Below are 23,409 nucleotides of genomic sequence, written 5' to 3' on the forward strand. Positions count from 1 at the left end.
AAACCGCTATGCCCGGAATGGATAAATCATCGGGACGGGAAAGCGTATTCACCCTGCCGCCCCGACTTTTTCCGCGAGCTTCGCGTCATAGCTCGAATGAACGTGTACGCGCTTTTTGTCAGGATAAGCATATGAATACGCTTTGCGCAGCGCGAGCGACGCTTCGTGAAATCCCGACAGAATCAGCTTCTGCTTATTCGGATAATTGGCAATGTCGCCCACCGCGAAAATGCCAGGCCGCGAGCTTTCATAGCAGGAGGTATCCACATCGACACGGCCGCCATGAATCGTCAGTCCCCACTGGGCGATCGGACCGAGGTCCGCTACCAGTCCGTATAGCGCAACGACATGCTCGGTATCGAGTTGCGTCTCGCCTTCGAGCTGGCGCAACGTCAGCGACTTCAGCGTGTCGCCCTCGACGTTGAGCCCCGCAATTGCACCGACCATAAAATCCATCTCGCCTGCCGCCACCGCGCGCCGCATCAATTCGACACTCGAATCGGCCGCGCTGAACCCATTGCGCCGATGCACCAGCGTCACGCGCCGCGCAACCTTGCGCAACGCGAGTGCCCAATCGAGCGCTGAATCGCCGCCGCCGGCGACCACCACGATCCGGTCGGCGAAATCGGCGAGACGCGGCACGCTGTAATGCACATGACGTGTCTCCAGCGGCACGGCTTCAGCGAGCGCCAGCTTTTGCGGCACGAACGCGCCGTTGCCCGCGGCCAGCAGAATAGCCGCGACGTCGAACGTAAGACCGCCGTGGGTCAGCACGGTCCAGCGACCATCTGCGCGCTGCTCGGCCGATTCGACCCGCTGTTCGAGGTGAATCGGCACGTTGAACGGCTTGCACTGCGCGATCAACCGATCGACCAGCTCGCGCGCGGTGCACGACGGAATGGCGGGAATGTCGTAGATGGGCTTGTCGGGATAAAGCTCGATGCATTGGCCGCCGACCTTGTCGAGCACGTCGACGATCTGGCATGACAGGCCGATCACGCCGGCTTCGAAAGCCGCAAACAGGCCCACGGGGCCGGCGCCGACGATCAGGACGTCGGAGCGGACTGGCGGCGAACAGGAAGCGGCGGCGGACGTCATGAGCATGTCTCTTCAATTGGGCGATGGCTCACCATACCGAATCGACAGAAGCGCAGCAACGATGCCATTACAGGTGATAAGGACGCTTGCGCGATTTGCCCCAGACCTTGCTCACGCTCGTTCACACGCAAAAGTGGTTACCTGAAATTAGCCTGAATCGGTCATTTTTAGAATCCATTTCGAGGACTAAGATTCATTCATCGCGTCACGGAATGCCGGCAAAAACAGCGTCCCGCTCCGCGTTCAACCATCCACTCAGGAGTGCATCATGGAACAACGTCTCGACTTCTATAAAGCCAATCCCGCCGCCATCAAGGCACTGCTCGGCGTTGAAGAACGGATCGGCAAATCGGCGCTCGAAAAATCGCTGACCGAACTGGTGCGCCTGCGTGCGTCGCAGATCAACGGCTGTGCATTTTGTGTCGACATGCACACCACTGACGCCCGCAAAGGCGGCGAAACCGAACGGCGTCTCGCCACCGTGGTGGTCTGGCGCGAAACACCGTTCTTCACCGACCGCGAACGCGCCGCGCTCGAATGGACCGAAGCGGTGACGCTGGTGTCGCACGAGCACGTGCCTGACGCCGTGTGGCAAACCGTGCGTCCGCATTTCAGCGATGAGGAGCTGGTCGACCTGACGCTGCTGATCTCGGCGATCAACGCATGGAACCGCTTTGCGATTGCTTTCCGCAAGATGCCCGCATGAAGGCTCCGCGCTGCACGGGAGGCTGATGATGCAAACGCTTGGGCGAATGCTTAATCAGCCTCCCGCGCTGCCGCCACTCGCGGTGTCATGTCGTGTCTCGTCTTATCCTGCGAAGCCCTTGCGCAACAGCGTTTTTTCCCGCCGCATTCTCATTCGCCGATCCACGAGCCCCGCAGGTCGCTGTCATGCAGCAATTGCAGCAGCGTTCCCGCAGGACGGCTGAGCCGCTTCGCCGCGAGCGCGATGAATTCCACCGAAGGCAGCGTCGGCAGACCGGCCGCATTCAACGGCGGCGTCAGTCCGCGCGCGGCCAGATACTGCGGACGCACGGTAATGCCCAGCCCGCCGCGCGCAGCGGCAATGCAACCCGAATGGCTGCTGCTGGTGCACACCACTTGCCAGCTAAAGCCCGCCTCCGCCAACGCGTCGAGCACGACCGCCCGCGTCACGCTTGGCTCGGCGACCAGAATCAGCGGCAGCGGCTGGCTCAGATCGACCAGCGTGCCCGCGCGCGCCAGCCACTCCAGCCGTCCGGTGAAAAGCGGTACGCCGCGCCGGTCGCCGAGACGGCGTTTGCCCACCAGCAGATCGATCTCCCCTGCGTCGAGCAGTTCGTAGAGCTTGCCGGTCATGCCGATGGTGATTTCCAGTTCGACATCGGGATGCGCGTCGCGAAACGCCGCCAGCACGGTGGGCAGCGGGCCGAGCGCGACATCGTCCGATGAACCGAGGCGCACGCGGCCTTTCAGACGCGGCGCGCGGAACTGCGATTCGGCCCGCGCGAGCGCCTGCAGGATCACGCTGGCATGCGCGAGCATGGCCTCGCCGTCGGGGGTCATCGCCAGCGAATGGGTGTCGCGCACGAACAGGCGCCGGCCAACGCTCTCTTCGAGCCGCCGGATATGTTCGCTGACGCTCGACTGCGTCAGGTTCAGCCGGCGCCCTGCGTCGGTAAAGCTATGGCAGGCGGCGACGGTGGCGAAAGTCTTGAGCCAGATGGGATTGAGCATGATGCAACATTGTCGCGCTGGTTATCGGCAAAGTCGATAACAGTCAACACTCCTAGTGGGGTTCCCGATTGACGGCAATGTCAATATCATGACGGAATTCCCCCCATGATTGCCCCGCGCGCAGACGCCATCCAGGCCTCCGGGCGCGCCGAAAAAAATGACCAAGGATTCCGCCCAGACCGCGCTACTGTGGATCGTCGCCGCCGGTTTTTTCATGCAATCGCTCGACACGACGATCGTCAACACCGCGCTGCCGTCGATTGCCCATAGCCTGCACGTCGCGCCGCTCGCGATGCAGCCGATCGTGGTGGCCTACACGCTGACCATGGCCATGCTTACGCCCGCCTCCGGCTGGCTCGCCGACCGCTTCGGCACGCGGCGCGTGTACTTCACGGCGATTCTGATCTTCGTGCTCGGCTCGGTCTGCTGCGCGAGCGCGCATACGCTCGGGCAACTGGTGATGGCGCGCGTGCTGCAAGGCGTCGGCGGCTCGATGCTGCTGCCGATCGGACGGCTCGCCGTGCTGCGCAGCGTCTCGGGCGAACAGTACGTCTCGGCGCTCGCGTTTATTTCGATTGCGGGGCAACTGGGGCCGATCGCCGGCCCGACGCTCGGCGGCTATTTCGTTCAGGCCATCACGTGGCACTGGATTTTTCTGATCAATGTGCCGATCGGCGCGGTGGGTCTGTACGCGGTGCAACGGTATCTGCCGTCGCATGGTGAAGCCAAGGCGCCGCCGTTCGACTTTATCGGCTGCGGGTTGCTGTCGCTATGCATGATCGCGTTCTCGCTCGCGATCGACGCGCCGGCTCATTCGCATCGGGCCGCATGGTCGGCGGGGCTGTTCGTGCTCGCGGTGGTGAGCGCGCTGGCCTACATTCCATACGCCAGGCATCGGCGCGACCCGCTTTTCAAGCTCTCGCTGTTTGGCGAGCCGAACTTCAGCGTCGGCCTGATCGGCAATCTGGTCTGCCGCGTCGGCTCCAGCGCGGTGCCGTTTCTCGTGCCGCTGCTGCTGCAATTGCAACTGGGCTATTCGCCGCTGCATTCCGGCTTGATGATGCTGCCCGCCGCGCTGGCCGGCACGCTCGCCAAGCGCTGGATCGCCCCGCTCGTGCGCCGCTATGGCTATGACACGTTCCTGCTGGTCAATACGGTGATCGTCGGGTCGGCCATCGTGTCGTTCGCGCTGATTTCGCGCGGCACCCCGCTCGTGATCGAGGCTGCGATCCTGGCGGTGTTCGGCGCGGCCAATTCCATGCAGTTCGCGGCGATGAACAGCGTCACGCTCAAGGGCCTGTCTCACGAAGATGCGGGCAGCGGCAACAGCCTCTTTTCAATGGTGCAGATGCTGGCGATCGGGTTGGGCGTGTCGATCGGCGGCGGGCTGGTGAATGTGTTCTCCGCGCAATGGGGTTCGGCCGAACTCGGGTTCCGGCTGAGCTTCGTGTGTGTCGGCGTGATTACGCTGGTGTCGGCGTGGATTTTCCGTCACCTCGACGACGCGTCGGGTACGAGTCCCGTGCGGGGTCAGGCGGCGCCGAGCGCCGGGCGTTGAGGTGGGGGCGGCGGCTTGGGCCGCGGCTTGGGGAGAAGCATGACCAGCCTCACCCCGGCAAGCGCACGCCCGAGAAACCTTCACACGCTTCGATCAAGCGCTCCTGCGCTGCAACGTCGCGCAGCGCCGGATGCGTGTCACGCGGCTTCATGTGATAGAAATACCCGCCGCTCACCATGGCCGCCGGTTCGTCGCTGACCGCGAGCCAGACCTGGGTTGTCGGCGCGGCCTGTAGATCGTCCGGCGCGCCCCTGCCGCCCATTTTCGTCGCGACCCAGCCCGGCTCCAGCGCATTCGACAACACCCCTGGCCAGCGACGCGCGATCGCGAACGCCAGCAGCGCGTCGTGCAACTTCGAGTCCGAATACGCGGCGGTCCCCTGCCACGGACGCCGCTCCCACGCCAGGTCGACCAGACTCGCATCGCCGCTGCGATGCAAACCCGAGCTCAGATAGACGAGCCGCTTCGGCGGCTCGATCAATGCGGTCAACATATACGGAGCCAGCGTGTTGACCGCGAACACATGCGGCAACCCATCGACGCTCGCCACCCGGCGCGGCTCCTGAAAGCCGACCGCCGCATTGTGAATCACGGCATCGAAGCGGCCGAGCTGATTGACCTGCGCGGCAAGCGCAATGGTCGCCGCGATACTCGACAGATCGCCGACGAGTGCAGTCTGTGCACCGGGCACTGCCTTCAGTGCATCGTCAGCTCGCGCGGCGCTGCGCGCGTGCAAAACGACCTCGTGCCCTGCCTCGACGAGCAGACGAGCCGCCATTTTCCCAAGTCCATCGGCAGAACCGGTAATAAAAACTCGCGACATCACGGAATCTCCATTAAGTCATCTAAATATGCCCGACGCATAGCGAGAAGCCCATTACATCGTATGCCGGTCAAGTTCAAACAGACTAACGCCCAGCGCGCGATTGACGCGATAGCGTCGCTCTCATTGCACTCATGACATCGAATCATTGATAAGCGTTGACAGGCCTGGTTAGGCGGCTTGGTCGCGTGAATCAAAGCCAACTTTCGCGTTAGCATGTCGTGCATTAATGCATAACAAAAGGAAGATCACATGCCATTTGACGAGCGCATGCTGAACGGCATGGGCGTCTTGACAGCGATCGTCGACTGCGGCAGTTTCGCCGCAGCGGGTGAAGCGCTGGACATGTCGCAATCCGGGGTGAGCCGTTCCGTCGCACGACTCGAAGCGCGTTTGGGTATCCGGCTATTTGACCGCACCACACGCTCGGTCATGCTGACCGACGAGGGGCGCCGCTTCTACGAACAGATCGTGCCGCTGCTGGGTGGGCTAGAAGAGGCCGCGGCATCCGCCGCGCAGGGCGCCACTGCTGTACGTGGACGTCTGCGCGTGAACATGGACCCGTTCTTTTCGCGTCTCGTACTAGGGCCGCGACTGGGCGGCTTTATCGACAAGCATCCCGATCTGCAACTCGAACTGATTACGCGCGACCAGTTGGGCGATATGGTCGCCGACGGCTTCGATCTGGCGATCCGTTTCGGCGAGCCGCCCGTGTCGACGCTGATCGCGCGCAAGCTGCTCGATACCCGCATCCTCACCGTGGCCGCGCCGTCGTACCTGAAGAAGCATGGTCATCCGGTGAACCCGGCCGACCTCGAAAGCGGCAAGCATGTGTGTATCAAGTTTCGCGACCCGCTCACGGGCTACCCGTTCGCGTGGGAGTTTCATCGCGGGCGCAAGAAACAGATGATTACACCGCAGGGCCGCTTGACGGTGAACGACGTAGGCACGTTGCATAGCGCCTGCGCAGCGGGCCAGGGGATCGCGCAGATTCTGTCGCTCGGTGCGGAAACGTTGCTGACGAGCGGCAAGCTGGTCGAGTTGTTCCCCGATTGGGGCGACGAGGTTTATCCGCTGTACGCGCTTTATCCGTCGCGACATCATCCGCCGGCAAAGGTGCGGGCGTTCTACGATTTTATTGTGACGCTGACGGGCGGCACAGCGCGCGAAGCGGCTGTTTAAAGCGTGAATCGCAGTATGCGCGAAGTATCCGGTGTACCGAGTGGATGGCGACGCCAATCTGCTGCGCTGCGACGGAGCGCAGCTACCCAATCGTATAGCGATTTTGCGAACCGGGAACATACACGCCGCGCGCGAGCATCAATATTTGCTCGCGATGCTGGTCGAATGCGGCCAGTACTGCGGGTTCGTCTGAGCCCGCGTTGGGGCTGAGATTCGACAGCACCGAATCGTTGATCGCGAAAGCGATTTCGCGTGCATTGTCGTAGCCCCAGAAGTTCACGCAATGATGATAAGCGTCATAGCTGCGACTTGGGTTCGGGAAGTTGAGCGACATGTCGGGCTCCGGCAGTTGTTCATCTCCTTTTGGACGTTGCGCTGAATGAGTGGCGCGGTCAAGCGGTTTTTGCTCCGTATTGCGGGCTTGCCAGGCCGCGCCACTCACGCTGGGCGTATGACGTTATGTTTCGCTTCAGGCCGCCTCTTCCAGCAATTCCCGCACCGCCGACCTCGCTTCACGCGCGAGTTCCTTCAGATCGACGCCGTCGATCTGATCGTCGGCGACCACGCGCCTGCCCGCGCAAAACAATGCCGCCAAAGACGGTCGTCCACCCGACGCGACGGGTCCGATCGCCGGATCGTGCAAGCCGAAATAGCGCGGATCGTCGAGCCGGTACACCGCGAGGTCCGCGGCGAAACCCACCGCAATCTTGCCGACTTCGTCGAGCCCCATGATCTGCGCGCCGCCCGCGGTGCCCCAATGAATCACGTCGGCGATGCTGGCTGCATTCGCACCGCCTTCGAAGCTGCCGCCGCGGTAGGTCGGCTGCGCCATCATGCCGAGTCGCGCGCGCTGCGCGAGCCACGTCATGTGCACTTCGGAGATCATGTCGGCCGCTTCATTCGATGCCGCGCCATCGACGCCAATCGATACCGGCACGCCCGCATCCGCCATCTCGCGCACCGGACAGATGCCGCTGCCGAGCCGCCCATTGCTCTGCGGACAATGCGCGACGCCCGTGCCGGTCTGCGCGAGCAACGCGATTTCGTCGGCATCGACCTTCACCAGATGCGCATACCAGACGTCGCTGCCGAGCCAGTCGTGCTCGCCGCAGAACGCGACCGGCGACTGCCGGTACATCGCGTGCGCGCTGTCCTGATAGCCGACCGTCTCCGACAGATGGCTATGCAGACGCAAGCCGTGACGCCGCGCGAGCGCCGCCGTCTCACGCATTTCAGCGGCGGAGATCGAATACAGCACGGTGGTCGGCGCGACGACGACACGTTGCTTCGCACGTGGCGACGCATCGTGGTATCGCGCGGCGAGACGTTCGATATCGGCGGCATAGGCGTCCAGTGTTTCGGGACGCAATGCCGTCGGTAACTCCGCTTCGAGTTGCCGCGTCTGGGTCGCGCCGCCGCGCAGCAATACGAAGCGCAAGCCGAGTTTGTCAGCCTCGTCGAACAGAATCGCCGAACTGTCGAACGGCATGCCCGGGTAGTACACGTAGTTGTGATCGGCGACCGTTGCGCAACCCGAGCGCGCCAGTTCGATCAGACCGATGCGCGCCGCGAGGCGAAAACGCCGCTCGTCGAACAACGCGCGAAAACGGTACGGCGTGGCGGCGAGCCATGGTGTGAGCGTCGCGTCGAGACCTGCTGTGTCGCCCTTGAGCAGAGACTGGAACAGATGATGGTGGGTATTGACCCACGCTGGATAAATCACGCAATCGGTTGCATCGACGATCGTCTCGCCGGGATGCGGCGTGAGCGCGCCAATCGCGTCGATCGAGTCGCCGACGATGCGGATGTCGGGACCTTTCACGCGTGCGGGGTCATCGGCTGAACCGCTTGCGCCGGTCATGATGGCGGCCGCGTTGCGGATCAGCGTCGAAGCTTGCGTAGTGTGTGTTGTCATAAGCCTGATGCGTGAATGCCTGAATGTCTGAATGCAAACCTGAACGCCTGGGCGCGAAAGAATCAGAGTTGGCTATCGTGCCAGCCGCGCAACCCGATGCGCGACACCCATGCGGTGATCGCGAACAGCACGACGCCCGTCACGGTAATCAGCAGCAGTGCAGCAAACAGACGCGGAATATTCAACTGAAAGCCCGCTTGCAGAATCTGATACGCGAGGCCTGCGCCACTGCCGCCCGTCCCCGCGACAAACTCCGCGACCACGGCGCCGATCAGCGACAAGCCACTCGAAATCCGCAGCCCGCCGAAGAAATACGGCAGTGCGCTGGGAATGCGCAAACGCACCAACGTCTGCCAGCGCGTCGCACGGTTGATCCTGAACAGGTTGATGAGGCCGGGGTTCACGCTGCGCAAACCGAGCGCTGTGTTCGAGATGATCGGGAACAACGCAACGAGCGTCGCGCACAACACCAGCGCGGTGTTCATGTCCTTGACCCAGATGATGATCAACGGCGCGATGGCGACCACCGGCGTGACCTGCAACAGGATCGCGTACGGAAACAGGCTCGCCTCGATCAGCGGGCTCTGCACGAACAGCAACGCAATCGCGACGCCCAGCACGGTTGCCAGCGCGAAAGCCAGCAACGTGATCTTCAACGTGGCGAGCAGACTGCCGAACAGCAGCGGCGCGTCCTGGATCAACTCCGTCACGATCGCCGACGGCGACGGCACCAGATACGCGGGCACCTTCATCAGCACGCACCACGCCTGCCACATCGCGAGCACGAGCACACCGACGATCCACGGTGCCAATGCCTTCGCCATTCCGGGACGTTGCAGCAACGGCCGACGCGCGGGCTTCGCGGCGGCAGTCGTCGCCGCGTCCCGCCGCGTGTTAGCCGAATGACCCACCAGCACTTCGCCTGTCATGATTGCACTCCTGTTGCTTCGTTTGCAAACGATGCGCGGTGCGCATCGGCAATCAACTCCGACAGCGTCTTGCAATGCCGCATGAACGGCTCGCTGACGCGGTAGGCGTCGTCGCGCTCCAGCACGCCTGCCTGGCTGTCGTCGATCGGCACCTCGGCGATGATCCGCCCAGGCCGCGCGCCCATCACGACGACGCGGCTCGACAGATACACCGCTTCGTAAATGCTGTGCGTGACGAACACCACCGTGATGCCACGCCGTTTCCACAGCTCACGCAGATCGCCGTCGAGCCGGTTGCGGGTGAATTCGTCGAGCGCGCCGAACGGTTCGTCGAGCAGCAGCAGATCCGGCTCGGTGACCAGCGCCCGCGCGAGCGACGCGCGCATCTGCATGCCACCCGACAGTTCGCGCGGCAACACCTTGCCGAATGTGCCAAGGCCTACGCCGTCGAGTGCTTCGGCTACCCGCGCATCCGCTTCGCGACGCGGCACGTGCGCGAGATCGAGCGGCAGACGCACGTTATCGGCGACGCTCGCCCACGGCATCAGCGTGGCTTCCTGAAACACCATCGACATACGCCGTCCTGGTGAGCCCACCGTGTCGAACGGCTGCCCCCACCAACGGATATGACCATGCGTCGGCGTTTCGATCCCGGCGAACATCTTCAGCAACGTGCTCTTGCCGCAACCCGACGGACCCAGCAACGAGATGAACTCGCCCGGTTCGATTGCGAGCCGCACGTCTTCGAGCGCGACCGTGCCGTTCGGATAGCGCTTGTCGACTCGCTGCACCGATAGCAACGGCGCGGAGGCTTTGGGAATATACGCATGAGTCGCGGCCATGATCACGGCTCCAGATGAATGGGGACTATGTCGCGGAAGACTTCGTTCTCGCCGTGATCGTTCAGCAGCTTGAGCAGCATGCGGCGCATCAGCAGGCCTGGCTTGTCCGACTCCATATGGCACTCCTGCTGACGGCGCACGTCGATGCACGCGTCGTAATCGGTCGCTTCGAGAATGTCGCGGTCTTCGTCGGTGATCGGACGATCCCAGTCGATCAGTTCCTGCGTCGAGCACGCGTCTTCGGTGTCGTTGCGGTAGAGCCATTGCGACAACATCAGCGTGCGGTCGTCGATCGGCGTCGCACAGTTGTAGATGATGTGATGGATGCCGCTCGCCGGGTACACGCAGCCAAAGCGCCGCGCAAACGGCATGAACCAGCGATTGATCAGATGACGCTCGGTGACTTCTTCAGTCGTGCCGGTGATGCGGTAACTGGCCGGAGGATTGCGCACCGGCACGTGTGTTTCGGCTTCGAAGCCCCAGTCGTTCGGACGGAATTCGTATTTCGACGGCTTCGGGTTATCGAACAGACCGAAGTTGCCCTTGTGCACGAAGCTGAAATGCGAGTTGTCGAACGAGTTCTCCATCATCCGCAGCGGGCTGGTTTCCCAGCGCTCATAAAACTGCAGGATCCGCCGATAGCCTGGCGCGCCGTCTTCGGGAAACTCGGGGATCGGCCGCAGCGGATCGTCGAGCGCGACCCACGCGTAGCCGTAGCGCTCCTCGCAGTGGTACGACTGCACCACCGCGCGTGACGGAATTGCGCCGCCGTCGTTCTGCGGAATCTTCACGCATTGACCGGTGCAGTCGTAGGTCCAGCCGTGATAACCGCAGGCGATGTTACCGTCGCCGTCGACGAAACCCTTCGACAGTTTCGCGGTGCGATGGCAGCAGCGATCCTGCAATGCGTGCGGCTTACCGCCTGCGCCTTTCCACAACACAATCGGTTCGCCGAGCAGCGTGAACGGCTGCGGACCGGCATCGAGTTGCGACATCGGCATGATCGCGTACCAGAAGCGGCGCAAGACTTTTTGACGGGTGACCAGCATGTGAGGCTCCTTGTTTCTTATCCGTTCAGACGTGGGGTTGTTCAATGCGTGCTCGAGTGCACGAGTGGGTCGGCATCCACATCACGGCATCACCTTCACGTTCTGAATGAATTGCAGCGTGTACGCCGCGTGATAATCGGTGGCGGGCTTCAGCAGTTTGGCGTCGACCATGTAGTCGAAAGTCTTCTTCCAGCGTGCATCGCTCATCGTGCCGATCCCTTGCGTCGCGGCATCGCCGCCCGTCACGATCTTCAGCTTCTTCAGTTGCGCGACGCCGTACGCGAGTTGCGCGTCGCTCATCTGCGGATTGTCTTTCCTGATCAGCGCGTTACCCGGCGCCGGATCGTTCAGATAGCTCTTCCACCCTTCCATCGACGCCTTCACGAAACGTGCGACCACGTCCGGCTTGTTCTTCATCGTGTCGCGCATCGTGACAATGGTCGTGTTGTACGGCGGATAGCCGTCGTCGGCGAACAGGAAGAAATGCGCGTTCGCGTGAGCCTGCTCGGCCTGGAATGTTTCCGACGACGGATAGGCCTGCATCGCCACGTTCTGATCGGCGAAGAAAGGTTGCAGGTTGAACGTGTACGGACGCGCTTGCGCTTCGGTATAGCCGTACTTCGCCTTGAGCCACGGCCACCAGGTCGTGCGGCCCGAACCCGCGACCAGAATCGTCTTGTTCTTCAGACCGCCGAGGCTGCTGACGTCGGCGTGAGTCATCATGCCTTGCGGGTCGTACTGGAACGCGGCGGCGACCGTCGTGACAGGAATCCCCGCCTCGACGCCCGACAGTACCTGGAAGTCGTAGCCAAGCAGAAAATCCGCCTGACCGCCGGCGAGCAACTGCATCCCGTTCACTTGCGGACCGCCCATCTTGATGGTGACGTCGAGCCCGTACTTCTTGTAGATGCCGGTAGCGACCGCCTGATAGAAGCCGCCGTGTTCCGCTTGCGCGTACCAGCTCGTCAACAACGTAACGTGATCTTCGGCGTGGGCCAACGGCGTAGCGAGCGTGACGCCGGCCAACGTCGCGGCACTCGCACTACGCGCGATAAACGAACGGCTCGACGCCGCGAAGCGGGAAAACCGGGAGAGAAGATGCAACACACGCATGACTGAACTCCGTGTCAATGTAGGGAACGTGACGAAGGTGGGGAACGTGGAACTGGCTGGAATCGCGCAAAGGTGTCGCGAGCGCGAGCGCACAGTGAGACCGCCGCGCTCGAACGCGGACAGGTGCATCGCCGTGACGCAAAACAGTCGGGTGAAAATCTGGGGCAACTGCATCGCACGCTCCTTGTTGGCGAAACCGGACGGTTCCGATCAAACGTCGAATGAGTTCGACGTGGGCGCACGATGCGCCCCAAGAGCAATGCCCCACGAAGGCCGGCATGGTTATGCCGGCTCGCTAGCCGCTTCTACTCTGATTGTCTGTTAAGCGAATGTTGTGCCAGTTGCTGCGGAGTACCGCGCACGCTGAGCTGCGAGGTCATTCCATGCGCGCTGGGTGGGTTATTGGACGACCCGACTGCACCTGGGCAACGCGTATCGGCTCCATGGTGGTGCGCGCGAGCTATTTCGCGGGGCGTCACAGGGGTGCCACACGAGCGCCAAACGCTAAGTCAACCTACTAGCAGGACTGCCGCTTGCTCCATTAAAAGAGTGGAAACCAACCGGAGAGCGACCATGAGCGAAACCAAGGAACAGCCCAAAACCCATCCCGCCGACATCGAACATCCGCAACCGGCCGTGCATAGCGACAATGAGAAGAGCAAGCTGCCCAAACGCGACGACGAAAATCGCGATCAGTCGCCCGCTGACCATCCCGGTAAAAAGCCCGGCGAAGGCGAACCGTCGGTGAGTTAGCGATTCGCCGAAAAAATAATTCAACGCTTTTCAGGCGGCTTTGCTGCGTTCCCTGCACCAAAGCCGCGCAAATTTTTCCCTTACAGCACCTTTCGTAACGCAAACATTTCTTCCTGTTTTTTACCGAATATTTTTTCCGCGTAATGGACTATTTTCCTGCTTGCAGCGATCTCCGCGCCAAGCGGGCCGGCTGCCGCCCCTTAATCGATAAAAAAGGCGACGCCCATGTCCATCTTCTCCACGTCCCGTGATCGGCCAAAAGTCTCGATCTGTCTGCCGACCTGCAATCGGCCTGAACTGATTGTCGAGTGCATCGACTCGTGCCTCGGCCAGACCTATGACAATCTGGAAATCGTGATCGGCGACGATTCGAGGGACGCCCGCACCGCGCAGCTCGTCGCGGCACGTTATGCGCAGGAGCCGCGCGTTCGCTATACGCTGAACCAGCCGCCGCTCGGCCAGGCGCGCAATGTCGCGAGCCTGTTCGAGCGCGCGAGCGGCGACAAGATCCTGCTGATCCACGACGACGATCTGCTCACCATCGACGGTGTCGAGAAACTCGTGTCGCTCTGGCAGCTTCATCCGCAACTCGATGCCGCGTTCGGCGACCAGTACGAGGCCGACCACGACGGTACCATCGACTTCGATGCGAGCGCGCGCCTGAACGCCGCGTTCCGGCGCACCCAGGACGCGCAGGGTCTGCAGCCGCTTGCGGGCCGCACCGGCCTCATCCAGATGTTCCCGAACAACGGCTGGATGGCCAACGCAGACCTCGTGAAACGAATCGGCTACAACGAGCAGTACGGCATATGCTGCGATTTCGTGTTTGGTAGCGAGCTGTGTCTTGCCGCGCGCGAGGTGTTCTATCTGCACGACTATGTGTCGGTGTATCGGAAGACCGCGACGTCGGTCTCGCACAGCACGCGCGGCACGGCAAGCGCCGCCCCGGTGAGCGCCTATGGGTTCGTCAAGGCGCTGACGTTGCCGCCGCAACTGGAGGCGTCGCGCAGGCTCGCATTGCGCCGGCTGGTGCCGATCGTCGTATCGGTGCATGCGCGCAACCGGCAGACATGGGCCGGCGTGAAAATCGCGCTCAGTCATCTGTTCGCATACAACTATGGGTTTAGCGCACGGCTTTACTACCATCTGCTGATGCTGGCGCGCGCTGGGTTGTCGGTGCGTCGGCAGGCGGTCGCCGCGGCGGCGGTGGCCGCGGTGGCTGCCGCGCCCGCTGTGGCCGATCCGGCGGCGGTGGTGAAGGAGCTGGTCAACGACCTGGTGACGGACAGGTCCGAGCCGGTTTGACGCGGACGTTGTGCAGCATGCAGCATGTGCCGCGCGCTTCGTCGCCCGGTCCGTCTGCTGACGCTCAACCCGCCGCTGTGCACCTCACTTTTAACCACGCTTTCTGCTAAGCATTGCCTGCTTAGCAAACGCGTATTTGTTGCTTGGCGCTGCGCACGTCGCTGATTACGATGAACCTTCATCATTCACCCAAGGTGATTCGCCATCATGTCCGACAGTGCCTGTTTCAAGCCGCGAGTGATCGAACCCGTCGTCGACAATCAGCCGGAAGGTCTCGGCCTCGCGGTGGAGTTATGGCTCGCCCATCCCGTCGACGGCATCGCGGGACGCGCCGTGCAAATCCACCTCCGCAGCGACGCGAAAATGGCCCAGGCCGAAGCGCTGCGCGATCTGTTGCATACGCTGGGAACGGAGATCGTGGTGAGTTGACGGGTGAGTTGACGGTGCGCCCATGAGAGACACGCAATAAAAAGCGGCGGCCGATATCACTGGCCGCCGCTTTTCAGACCACGAGTCACACGCTCAAGGCTCGTGACGCAGATACCCTTCTTTCGACGGATCGCGCATGCGCAGCGCTACCAGCCCGGCAATCGCGCACATTACCGTGACATACCAGAAGAACATCGACTCGACGCCGATCGACTTCAGCCACAACGCAACGTACTCCGCCGATCCGCCGAAAATGGCGTTCGCCACCGCATACGACAAACCCACGCCGAGCGCACGCACTTCCGGCGGGAACATTTCCGCCTTGATCAGGCCGCTGATCGACGTATAGAAGCTGACAATAGCCAGCGCCACGACAACCAGCGCAAACGCCGCGTACGGGCTCGACACGTCTTTCAACGCATGCAGCAACGGCACCGTGCCGATCGTCGCGAACAGGCCGAAAAACAGCATCGACTGACGCCGGCCAATGCGGTCCGACAATGCGCCAAAGGCCGGTTGCATCACCATGTAAACGAACAGCGCCGCAGTCATCACGTTACTGGCTGTTTTGGTCTGCATGCCCGCCGTGTTGACGAGATACTTCTGCATGTAGGTCGTGAACGTATAGAAGATCAGCGAGCCACCGGCCGTGAAACCGAGCACCGTCATGAATGCGCCTCTGTGCATCCACAAGCCGCGCAGCGTGCCCGCTTCCTTGCGCTGACGCGTGGCGGCGGTCGTCGTTTCGTCGAGCGATTTACGCAGATACAGCGCAATCAACGCCGCGATTGCGCCGATCACGAACGGCACGCGCCAGCCCCACGCTTTCAGCTCTTCAGTAGATAGGGTCTGTTGCAGGATCACGAGCACCAGCAGCGCGCACAACTGTCCGCCGATCAGCGTCACGTACTGGAACGATGCGAAGAAACCGCGCCGTCCCTTCAGCGCGATTTCACTCATATAGGTCGCGCTGGTGCCGTACTCGCCGCCTACCGACAAGCCCTGGAACAGCCGCGCGACCAGCAGCAGCGCCGGTGCGAACGCGCCGATCTGCGCGTACGTGGGCAACATCGCGATCACCAGCGAACCGCCGCACATCATGAACACCGACACCATCATCGCGGTGCGCCGGCCGCGCTTGTCCGCGAGACGGCCGAAGAACCAGCCGCCGATAGGCCGCATCAGAAAGCCCGCGGCAAACACGCCCGCTGTGTTGAGCAACTGCGTGGTGGTGTTGCCGCTCGGGAAGAACGCGGGCGCGAAATACAGCGCGGTGAACGAATACACGTAAAAGTCGAACCACTCGACAAGATTGCCCGATGAAGCGCCGACGATCGCAAAGATGCGGCGCCGTGTGTCGTGAGCCGAGGTGACGGATTGATCGGGGAGGTCGCTCATATAGATATCTTTCCTTGTCTGAACCGGAGACGGCGGTCGTCGCGCCGCCTTCACAGCCTGCGCGCAAGGGCCTCATTGATCGTGCCGAATGAGGCGCCCAGCGCAGGCGTGCCGAATTTTACAGAACAGAAAGGAATAGATGGGATTTTGTTAGCTGGAGCGACGATCGGACGGGTCTGGAAAACACCGCAGAAATTACCTGGCCTGAACGAACCAAGCCCCTGTCAGTCTTCCGACGGACAGGGGCTGGGGGGACATCAGGCGAACACGCGGGCGGGAACGCGGGTGAAAACGACGGGCAGACGTCAGTTCAGCCCCGCGTCAAACAAAGCGCTACAGCCTTACCGCAGGTGGCACATACCGGCAGTCATACTTTTTACGCACCGTACCGTTTTCGTCGACGCTTTCCAGATACACGTCGAACTGCCACAGCCGCGCCATATGCTTGAGCACCTCATCGCTGTCGCCCGACAGATGCCGGTTGTCGCTCATGAAGTGCCGCAGCGTCAGACTCCGGTCGCCGCGCGTATTGACCGACCACACCTGGATATTCGGCTCCCGATGATGCATGTCGTACTGCCGCGACAACGCCTGACGCACGTACTGATAACCGCTGTCGTCATGAATCGCCGACACTTCGAGCGAATCGCGCATGTCGTCGTCGAGTACGGAGAACAGACGCATTTCGCGGATCAGATGCGGCGACAGATACTGCGCGACGAAGCTCTCGTCCTTGAAGTTGCGCATTGCGTAGTGCAACGCAGGCAACCACGGGCTGCCGGCCAGTTCTGGAAACCAGCGGCGATCCTCGTCGGTCGGCGCTTCGCAGATGCGGCGAATATCGCTCATCATTGAAAAACCGAGCGCGTACGGGTTGATGCCGCTGTAATACGGCTTCGTCACAGGCGGCTGATACACCACGTTGCTGTGCGAATGGAGAAACTCCATCATGAAGCCGTCTTCGAGCTTGCCCTGGTTGTACATCGTGTTGAGCAACGTGTAGTGCCAGAACGTGGCCCAACCCTCGTTCATCACCTGGGTTTGCCGTTGCGGATAAAAATACTGCCCGACCTTGCGCACGATGCGGATCACCTCGCGCTCCCACGGCTCCAGCAAAGGCGCATTTTTCTCCGCGAAATACAGCAGATTTTCCTGCGGCTCGGGCGGATAACGCTCCTCGATTTCCTCCGGCAACGGCGTATGCCGGGTGGGCAGCGTGCGCCACAATTCATTCACCTGCGATTGCAGATAAGCCTCGCGCTCACGCCGCGCGGCGAATTCCTTTTCGAGCGACAGCTTCTGCGGACGCTTGTAACGGTCCACGCCATAGTTCATCAGCGCGTGGCACGAATCGAGCAGTTCCTCGACCCGGTCGAGACCGAAGCGCTCCTCGCACTCCGCGATGTAATTCTTCGCGTAGACGAGGTAGTCGATGATCGCGTGCGCGTCTGTCCACAGCTTGAACAGATAGTTGCCCTTGAAGAACGAGTTGTGCCCGTAGGCCGCGTGCGCGATGACGAGCGCCTGCATCGTCATCGTGTTCTCTTCCATCAGGTACGCGATGCAAGGGTTCGAATTGATGACGATCTCATACGCCAGCCCCATCTGCCCGCGACGGTAGCTTTTTTCGGTGGAGAGAAAGTGTTTGCCGAACGACCAGTGACGGTAGTTCACCGGCATGCCGACGGACGCGTAAGCGTCCATCATCTGTTCGGCGCTAATGAGTTCGAGCTGGATCGGATACACGTCGAGTTCATATTGCTCTGCAACACGGGCAATATGCGAGTCGTACTCTTCGATCAATTCGAAGGTCCAGTCGGACGGGCACGGCAGAGGCCGTCTATCGGCTACGTTCATACGGACTTCCCTTTGCCCCTTATTGGGCGTTCCGGTGTGTCCCCGTGCTTCAGCGCTGTGGACTGCTCCGGCTGCGGCGGCACCTGTATCGTCCGCCCCAACTTTGGCATGCCCCGAAGCCTGCTGCGGCACGCCTTTCCCGCGCGCCGGCGTCGCAGGGTCTGCGTCGCCGCGCGCATCGTCGTGCAGAGGCTGGCTCGTCATGAATTCGCCGCCTGCTTTTCAAACAATTCGCGAAACACCGGATAAATGTCAGCCGCGGTTTCGACCTTCTTCATCGCCATATGCGGCTGGCTCAACGCTAACTGCGCATATTCGAGCCACAGGTTCTGCTCTTCGGGCGTCACCTGAATATACGCAAAATAGCGCACCTTCTCCAGGATGTCATCCGACAGTATCTTGCGGCACTTGGGCGAGTCGTCGGTCCAGTTGTCGCCGTCGGACGCCTGAGCGCCGTAAATATTCCATTCAGTCGGCGAATAGCGCTCGTCCATCACCTTCTGCATCAGCTCCAGCGCGCTCGATACAACCGTGCCGCCGCTTTCGGTCGAATGGAAGAACGTGTCTTCGTCGACTTCTTCGGCACGCGTGTGATGGCGGATGAACACCACCTCGATCTTCTCGTAGTTACGCTTGAGGAACAGATACAGCAGGATGAAAAAGCGCTTGGCAAGGTCCTTGCGCTGCTCGTCCATCGAACCGGACACATCCATCAGACAGAACATCACCGCCTGACTGGACGGCGTGGGCTGCTTCACGCGATTCACGTAGCGCAGATCGAACGGATCGATAAACGGAATCCGCCAGATGCGGCCGCGCAAATGGTGAATTTCCTCTTCGAGCAGTTTGATCTCGTCGCGACGATCGGCCGGGTCGGCCTTCATCTGCTCCAGTTGCCGCTCCATCTCGTGCAACTGGTTGACGAGCGGCGCACCGAGCGCGATACGCCGGCCGAGCGCGCTGCGCAGCGAACGGACCACGTCGATATTGTTCGGCGTGCCTTCGGCAGCCCAGCCCGCGCGGATGCTTTTCCACGTCGGCACGGCCATCAGATGAGTTTTGACGAGACGCGGCAGTTCGAGGTCGTCGAAGAAATACTGCATGAATTCTTCGCGGCTCAGTTCGAACACGAAGTCGTCCTGACCGTCGCCTTCGTTGCTGGCCTGATTGCCCCCGCCTCCACCGCCGCCGCCTTGCGGGCGCTGGATCTTGTCGCCGCGGATGTAGTCCGAGTTGCCCGGATGCACCATTTCCCGCTTGCCGCCCGGACCGTGGCGGAACGACGGCTCCGCGATGTCCTTACGCGGAATGGTGATGCTCTGGGTGTTCTGGATATCTTTGATGCTACGGTCGCGTACCGCTTCCGACACGGCGCGACGAATGTAGTTTTTGACGCGACGCAAAAAACGCTCGCGATTCGCAATGCTCTTGTTCTTGCCTGCTAACCTGCGGTCGATAATTTGATGAAGCACGCCCGGTCTCCCATGCAGCCATGTCGATCGCAGTTGGCGCTTTAGCTGTCGACCATGCAAAGCACTGACTTCGATCCATGCAGCTGCGCCAATTTCGGGTGCGCGAGACGCACGCTGCCTGGTGCTACACCGGCAACGCTATGTCAGTACAGACCGTGTCCATACAGACCGTGTCCATACAGCCTGCGCCTCGCAAGGTGCTCGCGCGGTCAAACCGCGCGAGCGGCACGCCATGCGCATCATGATGACTTGCGCACGCGCAGATACCAGTCACACAGCAAGCGTACCTGCTTCGGCGTATAGCCCTTCGTCACCATACGATTGACGAAGTCTTCGTGCTTGCGTTGCTCTTCCGCCGAGCCCTTGGCGTTGAACGAAATAACCGGCAGCAGTTCTTCCGTGTTCGAGAACATCTTCTTTTCGATCACGACGCGCAGCTTCTCGTAGCTGACCCAGGCGGGGTTCTTTCCACCGTTGGCCGCACGCGCACGCAGCACGAAGTTCACGATCTCGTTGCGGAAGTCCTTCGGGTTACTGATACCTGCCGGTTTCTCGATCTTCTCCAGTTCGGCATTCAGCGCCGCGCGGTCGAAACTTTCGCCGGTGTCGTGATCGCGGAACTCCTGGTCCTGAATCCAGAAATCGGCGTACGTCACATAGCGATCGAAGATGTTTTGACCATACTCGGAATACGACTCCAGATACGCGGTCTGAATCTCCTTGCCGATGAACTCCGCATAGCGCGAGGCCAGCACGTCCTTGATAAAGGACAGATACTTCTGCTCGGTTTCCGGCGGGAACTGTTCGCGTTCGATCTGCTGTTCGAGCACGTACATCAGGTGCACCGGATTGGCCGCGACTTCGGTCGAATCGAAGTTGAAGACACGCGACATGATCTTGAACGCGAAGCGGGTCGACACGCCGGTCATCCCTTCATCGACGCCCGCGAAATCGCGGTACTCCTGATACGACTTCGCCTTCGGATCGGTGTCCTTCAGATTCTCGCCGTCGTACACCTGCATCTTCGAGAAGAGGCTCGAATTCTCGGGCTCCTGCAAGCGCGTGAGCACCGACATCTGCGCCATCATCTTCAACGTGCCCGGCGCGCACACCGCATTGGCCAGCGACGAATTACGCAGCAGCTTCTCGTAAATCTTGACCTCTTCACCGTAGCGCAAGCAGTACGGCACCTTCACGACGAAGATCCGGTCGAGCAGTGCTTCGTTATTGCGGTTATTGCGGAACGCCTTCCATTCCGACTCGTTCGAGTGAGCGAGAATCACGCCGTCGAACGGAATTGCACCGAAGCCTTCCGTGCCCTTGAAGTTGCCTTCCTGGGTGGCGGTAAGCAGCGGGTGCAAGACCTTGATCGGCGCCTTGAACATTTCGACGAACTCGAGCAGGCCCTGATTGGCGAGACACAGGCCACCGGAGTAGCTGTAGGCGTCCGCGTCGTCCTGTGCGTACTGTTCGAGCTTGCGGATGTCCACCTTGCCGACCAGCGACGAGATGTCCTGATTGTTCTCGTCACCCGGCTCGGTCTTGGCAATACCGATCTGGCGAAGGATGGACGGGTAGCGACGCACCACGCGGAACTTGCGGATGTCGCCGTTGTATTCGTGCAGGCGTTTGACCGCCCACGGGCTGAGGATGCTTTTCAGGTAGCGGCGTGGAATGCCGTATTGTTCTTCGAGAATCGGGCCATCTTCCTCATAGTCGAACAGACCGAGAGGCGACTCGTTCACGGGCGAGCCCTTGATCGAGTAAAACGGTACGCGTTCCATCAGTTGCTTCAGACGTTCCGCGATCGACGATTTACCGCCGCCGACCGGACCCAACAGATACAGAATCTGTTTCTTTTCTTCGAGCCCCTGGGCCGAGTGCCGGAAGTAAGCGACCACCTGCTCGATCACCTCTTCCATTCCGTAGAACTCACGGAATGCGGGGTATACCTTGATGACCTTGTTCGCGAAGATACGCGACATGCGCGGATCATTACGAGTGTCGATCTGTTCCGGCTCCCCGATGGCCGTCAACATGCGTTCGCCAGCCGTGGCGTACGCGGCGGGATTGTCTTTGCAGAGCGCGAGATACTCCTCGAGCGAGAGTTCATCTTCTCGTGTTTTCTCGAAGCGGGTCGCGAAACTGCTGTAGATATCCATGCTACCTCCTCGCCGAAGTCTAGACCGATGTCGTGCGCGGCGCGCTATTCGGAAACGACATCGCTCGAATTCATCCTAAACCCTTTTAAATTTTTTTTCCATGAACTACGTTGCGAAAATCGCGCCGTATGCGCATCCCAACATTCGCTACTTGGAAACAAAAATTCGACCACCTACAATCTTGCACTCACATCGCAGCGATGACGGCGTGACATGATGGCCCGACCGCGTGACTGTCTGCTGCGTTGTCACCGTGTCGTTACCACGCCATTGCACGACCTCGTCTGCCGTCATCCACCGTCACCCATCGTTACCCTGCCGCTACCTTTTATGCCGCAATCACGTCGCGGCACTTCGCTGTCCTTCTCTGCTCCTGCACCGTTTTCATGGCCCGGTCCCACGGGTAATGCCGCTTATCCCGGTCAGTGAACAATCTCACTGCTGCATCGGACAAGCCGTCTGTGTTGACACACTACGTCGCTAAAAACACGGACAGGGAGTGCTATTTCCATGCCCGCCGTTTTTTTCATCAACGCGCGGCATAGGCATTCGGTCTACAGCGCACACGCGTCTGTTACATGTTCATGCGTGCGCCAATTCAAAAACGAGCCGCGCACCGTTAGCCAGTTCGTCAATGCGTCAGCGGTTTTGGTTCCGCGTCATGGTGCACTCTCACACAATGATTGCCTGCGCGAACAATCGCGCTCACGTCATTGCGATTAACCGCATGGACAGCATGGTGGCCCCTCGCATACCTGAATGACGGCGATGCATCCAATCACTTTCATAGGTGTATACGGCAAAGCCGTCATTGCAGATGCGATCAATCACGTAACCAATAAAAAACGGCCGCCCGCAGGCAGCCGTTTGAATAAAGCGTCGTAATGCGCTGTTACACACGCATTGCCGCAGTCACGCTGTTACAGAGTGCGGAGTGTCGATCCCTTTCAGGTCAGTTCAATTTCCACTTCGCCCAGACCGTCGATGTGCCCGCGCACGACGCCAGCCTGTTGCACGTTATGTGCGCCAACATACGAACCCGTGGTGAGCGTCCAGTCCGGTTCGATGGTGATGCCCATCGCCGCGCAGTGGTTGACGAACCAGACGAGCAGTTCGCGCGGGTCGCCCGCCGGATTGCCGGTGGCTTCCGGCACCAGTGACGCACCGTCCAGACTCAACTCGAGTTCGGGCGAAACGAAATCGAAGTGACGGGCGAAACCCGCATAGGCGACCGGGTGCCCGGTGATCAGCGCACCGTTGTTCTGTGCATCGGCCAGTTGCGCGAGCGGCGCGACATTGGGCCATTCGCTGAAGCGGCTATCGACGATTTCGATGGCCGGCAGCACCACACCGACCTTCGACAACACCTCATCGCGTGCATAGGCCCGGCCTCGCGGCTCGATCGCCTCGGCAAAACGGAAGGCGATTTCCAGTTCCACGAGCACGCGGAAGAAGCCGCGATGCGCGACCCGGGCGGGCGAAGCCAAGACCAGCGAAGCCGGGATCGGCGCGCCTGCCGCGGCGCCGCCTGGCGCTCGCGCGCCGATCTTCCACGCGCCGGTCGAGTCGCCGAGCCCCGCGATGACCGCCTGCTGGATCGCGTAAGCGGTTGCCGCATCGGGTGGCAGGCTGTCGGGGGCGGGCGCATCGATAGGGCGATGCTGCCGGCGGGCTTCGACGAGGCGTTGCGCGAGGTCGTGTGGCGTCATGTCGATCCTTTCTGGCTGGCGCATTGAGCGGCCTGATGTGGCGTACTGGTTGGACAAAGCCATGTGTTGCGGCGCCTGAAGACAGCAACGTTCATGCGG

Annotated in this window: 20 protein-coding genes; 6 read left to right on the forward strand and 14 right to left on the reverse strand. The window is 61.2% G+C overall.

Annotation, left to right across the window (positions count from 1 at the left end):
* Positions 1-48 precede the first annotated feature (48 nt).
* Positions 49-1,098: an NAD(P)/FAD-dependent oxidoreductase gene (locus LMG28727_RS13800; protein ID WP_201642906.1), complete on the reverse strand. Its 1,050-nt coding sequence runs from the start codon at positions 1,096-1,098 to the stop codon at positions 49-51.
* Between the two features lie 268 nt (positions 1,099-1,366).
* Between LMG28727_RS13800 and LMG28727_RS13805 the strand changes: the two genes are divergently transcribed.
* Positions 1,367-1,804, forward strand: a complete 438-nt coding sequence (locus tag LMG28727_RS13805; RefSeq protein ID WP_201642907.1) for a carboxymuconolactone decarboxylase family protein — start codon at positions 1,367-1,369, stop codon at positions 1,802-1,804.
* A 149-nt stretch (positions 1,805-1,953) separates the two neighbouring features.
* On the opposite strand, the gene LMG28727_RS13810 is transcribed toward LMG28727_RS13805, so the two are convergent.
* The gene (locus tag LMG28727_RS13810) at positions 1,954-2,814 is read right to left on the reverse strand and encodes a LysR family transcriptional regulator (RefSeq protein ID WP_201642908.1); all 861 of its coding nucleotides are present in this window, start codon (positions 2,812-2,814) and stop codon (positions 1,954-1,956) included.
* A 109-nt stretch (positions 2,815-2,923) separates the two neighbouring features.
* Here LMG28727_RS13810 and LMG28727_RS13815 point away from each other — a divergent pair, with 109 nt between their 5' ends.
* On the forward strand, positions 2,924-4,372 hold the full coding sequence (locus LMG28727_RS13815) for a DHA2 family efflux MFS transporter permease subunit (protein ID WP_268960480.1): 1,449 nt from the start codon (positions 2,924-2,926) through the stop codon (positions 4,370-4,372).
* A 49-nt stretch (positions 4,373-4,421) separates the two neighbouring features.
* Here the strand turns inward: LMG28727_RS13815 and LMG28727_RS13820 are convergent, their stop codons facing one another.
* Positions 4,422-5,195 carry an SDR family NAD(P)-dependent oxidoreductase gene (locus LMG28727_RS13820; protein WP_201642910.1) on the reverse strand — a complete coding sequence of 258 codons (774 nt, stop codon included), beginning with the start codon at positions 5,193-5,195 and terminating at the stop codon, positions 4,422-4,424.
* Between the two features lie 252 nt (positions 5,196-5,447).
* Between LMG28727_RS13820 and LMG28727_RS13825 the strand changes: the two genes are divergently transcribed.
* The gene (locus LMG28727_RS13825) at positions 5,448-6,377 is read left to right on the forward strand and encodes a LysR family transcriptional regulator (RefSeq protein WP_201642911.1); all 930 of its coding nucleotides are present in this window, start codon (positions 5,448-5,450) and stop codon (positions 6,375-6,377) included.
* A gap of 82 nt (positions 6,378-6,459) precedes the next feature.
* Here LMG28727_RS13825 and LMG28727_RS13830 read toward each other — a convergent pair whose 3' ends face one another.
* From LMG28727_RS13830 to LMG28727_RS13855, 6 genes are all read right to left on the reverse strand, one after another.
* On the reverse strand, positions 6,460-6,711 hold the full coding sequence (locus LMG28727_RS13830) for a DUF1488 family protein (protein WP_201642912.1): 252 nt from the start codon (positions 6,709-6,711) through the stop codon (positions 6,460-6,462).
* 135 nt (positions 6,712-6,846) lie between these two features.
* Entirely contained in the window at positions 6,847-8,292 is a 1,446-nt protein-coding gene (locus LMG28727_RS13835; protein WP_201642913.1) for an amidohydrolase family protein, read from the reverse strand.
* A gap of 62 nt (positions 8,293-8,354) precedes the next feature.
* Positions 8,355-9,116: an ABC transporter permease gene (locus tag LMG28727_RS13840; protein WP_201643302.1), complete on the reverse strand. Its 762-nt coding sequence runs from the start codon at positions 9,114-9,116 to the stop codon at positions 8,355-8,357.
* Positions 9,117-9,217: 101 nt separating this feature from the next.
* The gene (locus LMG28727_RS13845; RefSeq protein ID WP_201642914.1) at positions 9,218-10,063 is read right to left on the reverse strand and encodes an ABC transporter ATP-binding protein; all 846 of its coding nucleotides are present in this window, start codon (positions 10,061-10,063) and stop codon (positions 9,218-9,220) included.
* Positions 10,064-10,065: 2 nt separating this feature from the next.
* The gene (locus tag LMG28727_RS13850; RefSeq protein WP_201642915.1) at positions 10,066-11,112 is read right to left on the reverse strand and encodes an aromatic ring-hydroxylating dioxygenase subunit alpha; all 1,047 of its coding nucleotides are present in this window, start codon (positions 11,110-11,112) and stop codon (positions 10,066-10,068) included.
* Between the two features lie 81 nt (positions 11,113-11,193).
* Positions 11,194-12,399, reverse strand: a complete 1,206-nt coding sequence (locus tag LMG28727_RS13855) for an ABC transporter substrate-binding protein (RefSeq protein ID WP_236591890.1) — start codon at positions 12,397-12,399, stop codon at positions 11,194-11,196.
* 399 nt (positions 12,400-12,798) lie between these two features.
* Here LMG28727_RS13855 and LMG28727_RS13860 point away from each other — a divergent pair, with 399 nt between their 5' ends.
* From LMG28727_RS13860 to LMG28727_RS13870, 3 genes are all read left to right on the forward strand, one after another.
* Positions 12,799-12,978, forward strand: a complete 180-nt coding sequence (locus LMG28727_RS13860) for a hypothetical protein (protein WP_201642916.1) — start codon at positions 12,799-12,801, stop codon at positions 12,976-12,978.
* Positions 12,979-13,203: 225 nt separating this feature from the next.
* On the forward strand, positions 13,204-14,283 hold the full coding sequence (locus LMG28727_RS13865) for a glycosyltransferase family 2 protein (protein WP_201642917.1): 1,080 nt from the start codon (positions 13,204-13,206) through the stop codon (positions 14,281-14,283).
* 207 nt (positions 14,284-14,490) lie between these two features.
* Complete coding sequence (locus tag LMG28727_RS13870; RefSeq protein WP_201642918.1) at positions 14,491-14,712, forward strand: hypothetical protein; 222 nt, start codon at positions 14,491-14,493, stop codon at positions 14,710-14,712.
* A gap of 93 nt (positions 14,713-14,805) precedes the next feature.
* Here LMG28727_RS13870 and LMG28727_RS13875 read toward each other — a convergent pair whose 3' ends face one another.
* The 5 genes from LMG28727_RS13875 to LMG28727_RS13895 all read right to left on the reverse strand — a co-directional run bounded on the left by LMG28727_RS13875 (position 14,806) and on the right by LMG28727_RS13895 (position 23,310).
* On the reverse strand, positions 14,806-16,110 hold the full coding sequence (locus LMG28727_RS13875; protein ID WP_201642919.1) for an MFS family transporter: 1,305 nt from the start codon (positions 16,108-16,110) through the stop codon (positions 14,806-14,808).
* 333 nt (positions 16,111-16,443) lie between these two features.
* Positions 16,444-18,171, reverse strand: coding sequence for a SpoVR family protein (locus LMG28727_RS13880; RefSeq protein WP_201642920.1), 1,728 nt, complete (start codon positions 18,169-18,171; stop codon positions 16,444-16,446).
* Positions 18,168-19,439: a YeaH/YhbH family protein gene (locus tag LMG28727_RS13885; protein ID WP_201642921.1), complete on the reverse strand. Its 1,272-nt coding sequence runs from the start codon at positions 19,437-19,439 to the stop codon at positions 18,168-18,170. Before LMG28727_RS13885 ends, LMG28727_RS13880 begins: the two co-directional genes overlap by 4 nt.
* 239 nt (positions 19,440-19,678) lie before the next feature.
* Positions 19,679-21,601 carry a PrkA family serine protein kinase gene (locus LMG28727_RS13890; RefSeq protein WP_201642922.1) on the reverse strand — a complete coding sequence of 641 codons (1,923 nt, stop codon included), beginning with the start codon at positions 21,599-21,601 and terminating at the stop codon, positions 19,679-19,681.
* A 947-nt stretch (positions 21,602-22,548) separates the two neighbouring features.
* Positions 22,549-23,310 carry a hydratase gene (locus LMG28727_RS13895; protein WP_201642923.1) on the reverse strand — a complete coding sequence of 254 codons (762 nt, stop codon included), beginning with the start codon at positions 23,308-23,310 and terminating at the stop codon, positions 22,549-22,551.
* Between the last annotated feature and the right edge of the window lie 99 nt (positions 23,311-23,409).

This window comes from Paraburkholderia metrosideri, from assembly GCF_904848625.1.
Lineage (GTDB): Bacteria > Pseudomonadota > Gammaproteobacteria > Burkholderiales > Burkholderiaceae > Paraburkholderia > Paraburkholderia metrosideri.

Coding starts and splice junctions, on each gene's coding strand:
- LMG28727_RS13800 (WP_201642906.1), bottom strand. CDS start 1,098: ATGACGTCCGCCGCCGCTTCCTGTTCGCCGCCAGTCCGCTCCGACGTC.
- LMG28727_RS13805 (WP_201642907.1), top strand. CDS start 1,367: ATGGAACAACGTCTCGACTTCTATAAAGCCAATCCCGCCGCCATCAAG.
- LMG28727_RS13810 (WP_201642908.1), bottom strand. CDS start 2,814: ATGCTCAATCCCATCTGGCTCAAGACTTTCGCCACCGTCGCCGCCTGC.
- LMG28727_RS13820 (WP_201642910.1), bottom strand. CDS start 5,195: ATGTCGCGAGTTTTTATTACCGGTTCTGCCGATGGACTTGGGAAAATG.
- LMG28727_RS13825 (WP_201642911.1), top strand. CDS start 5,448: ATGCCATTTGACGAGCGCATGCTGAACGGCATGGGCGTCTTGACAGCG.
- LMG28727_RS13830 (WP_201642912.1), bottom strand. CDS start 6,711: ATGTCGCTCAACTTCCCGAACCCAAGTCGCAGCTATGACGCTTATCAT.
- LMG28727_RS13835 (WP_201642913.1), bottom strand. CDS start 8,292: ATGACAACACACACTACGCAAGCTTCGACGCTGATCCGCAACGCGGCC.
- LMG28727_RS13840 (WP_201643302.1), bottom strand. CDS start 9,116: ATGGCGAAGGCATTGGCACCGTGGATCGTCGGTGTGCTCGTGCTCGCG.
- LMG28727_RS13845 (WP_201642914.1), bottom strand. CDS start 10,063: ATGGCCGCGACTCATGCGTATATTCCCAAAGCCTCCGCGCCGTTGCTA.
- LMG28727_RS13850 (WP_201642915.1), bottom strand. CDS start 11,112: ATGCTGGTCACCCGTCAAAAAGTCTTGCGCCGCTTCTGGTACGCGATC.
- LMG28727_RS13855 (WP_236591890.1), bottom strand. CDS start 12,399: ATGCAGTTGCCCCAGATTTTCACCCGACTGTTTTGCGTCACGGCGATG.
- LMG28727_RS13860 (WP_201642916.1), top strand. CDS start 12,799: ATGAGCGAAACCAAGGAACAGCCCAAAACCCATCCCGCCGACATCGAA.
- LMG28727_RS13865 (WP_201642917.1), top strand. CDS start 13,204: ATGTCCATCTTCTCCACGTCCCGTGATCGGCCAAAAGTCTCGATCTGT.
- LMG28727_RS13870 (WP_201642918.1), top strand. CDS start 14,491: ATGTCCGACAGTGCCTGTTTCAAGCCGCGAGTGATCGAACCCGTCGTC.
- LMG28727_RS13875 (WP_201642919.1), bottom strand. CDS start 16,110: ATGAGCGACCTCCCCGATCAATCCGTCACCTCGGCTCACGACACACGG.
- LMG28727_RS13880 (WP_201642920.1), bottom strand. CDS start 18,171: ATGACGAGCCAGCCTCTGCACGACGATGCGCGCGGCGACGCAGACCCT.
- LMG28727_RS13890 (WP_201642922.1), bottom strand. CDS start 21,601: ATGGATATCTACAGCAGTTTCGCGACCCGCTTCGAGAAAACACGAGAA.
- LMG28727_RS13895 (WP_201642923.1), bottom strand. CDS start 23,310: ATGACGCCACACGACCTCGCGCAACGCCTCGTCGAAGCCCGCCGGCAG.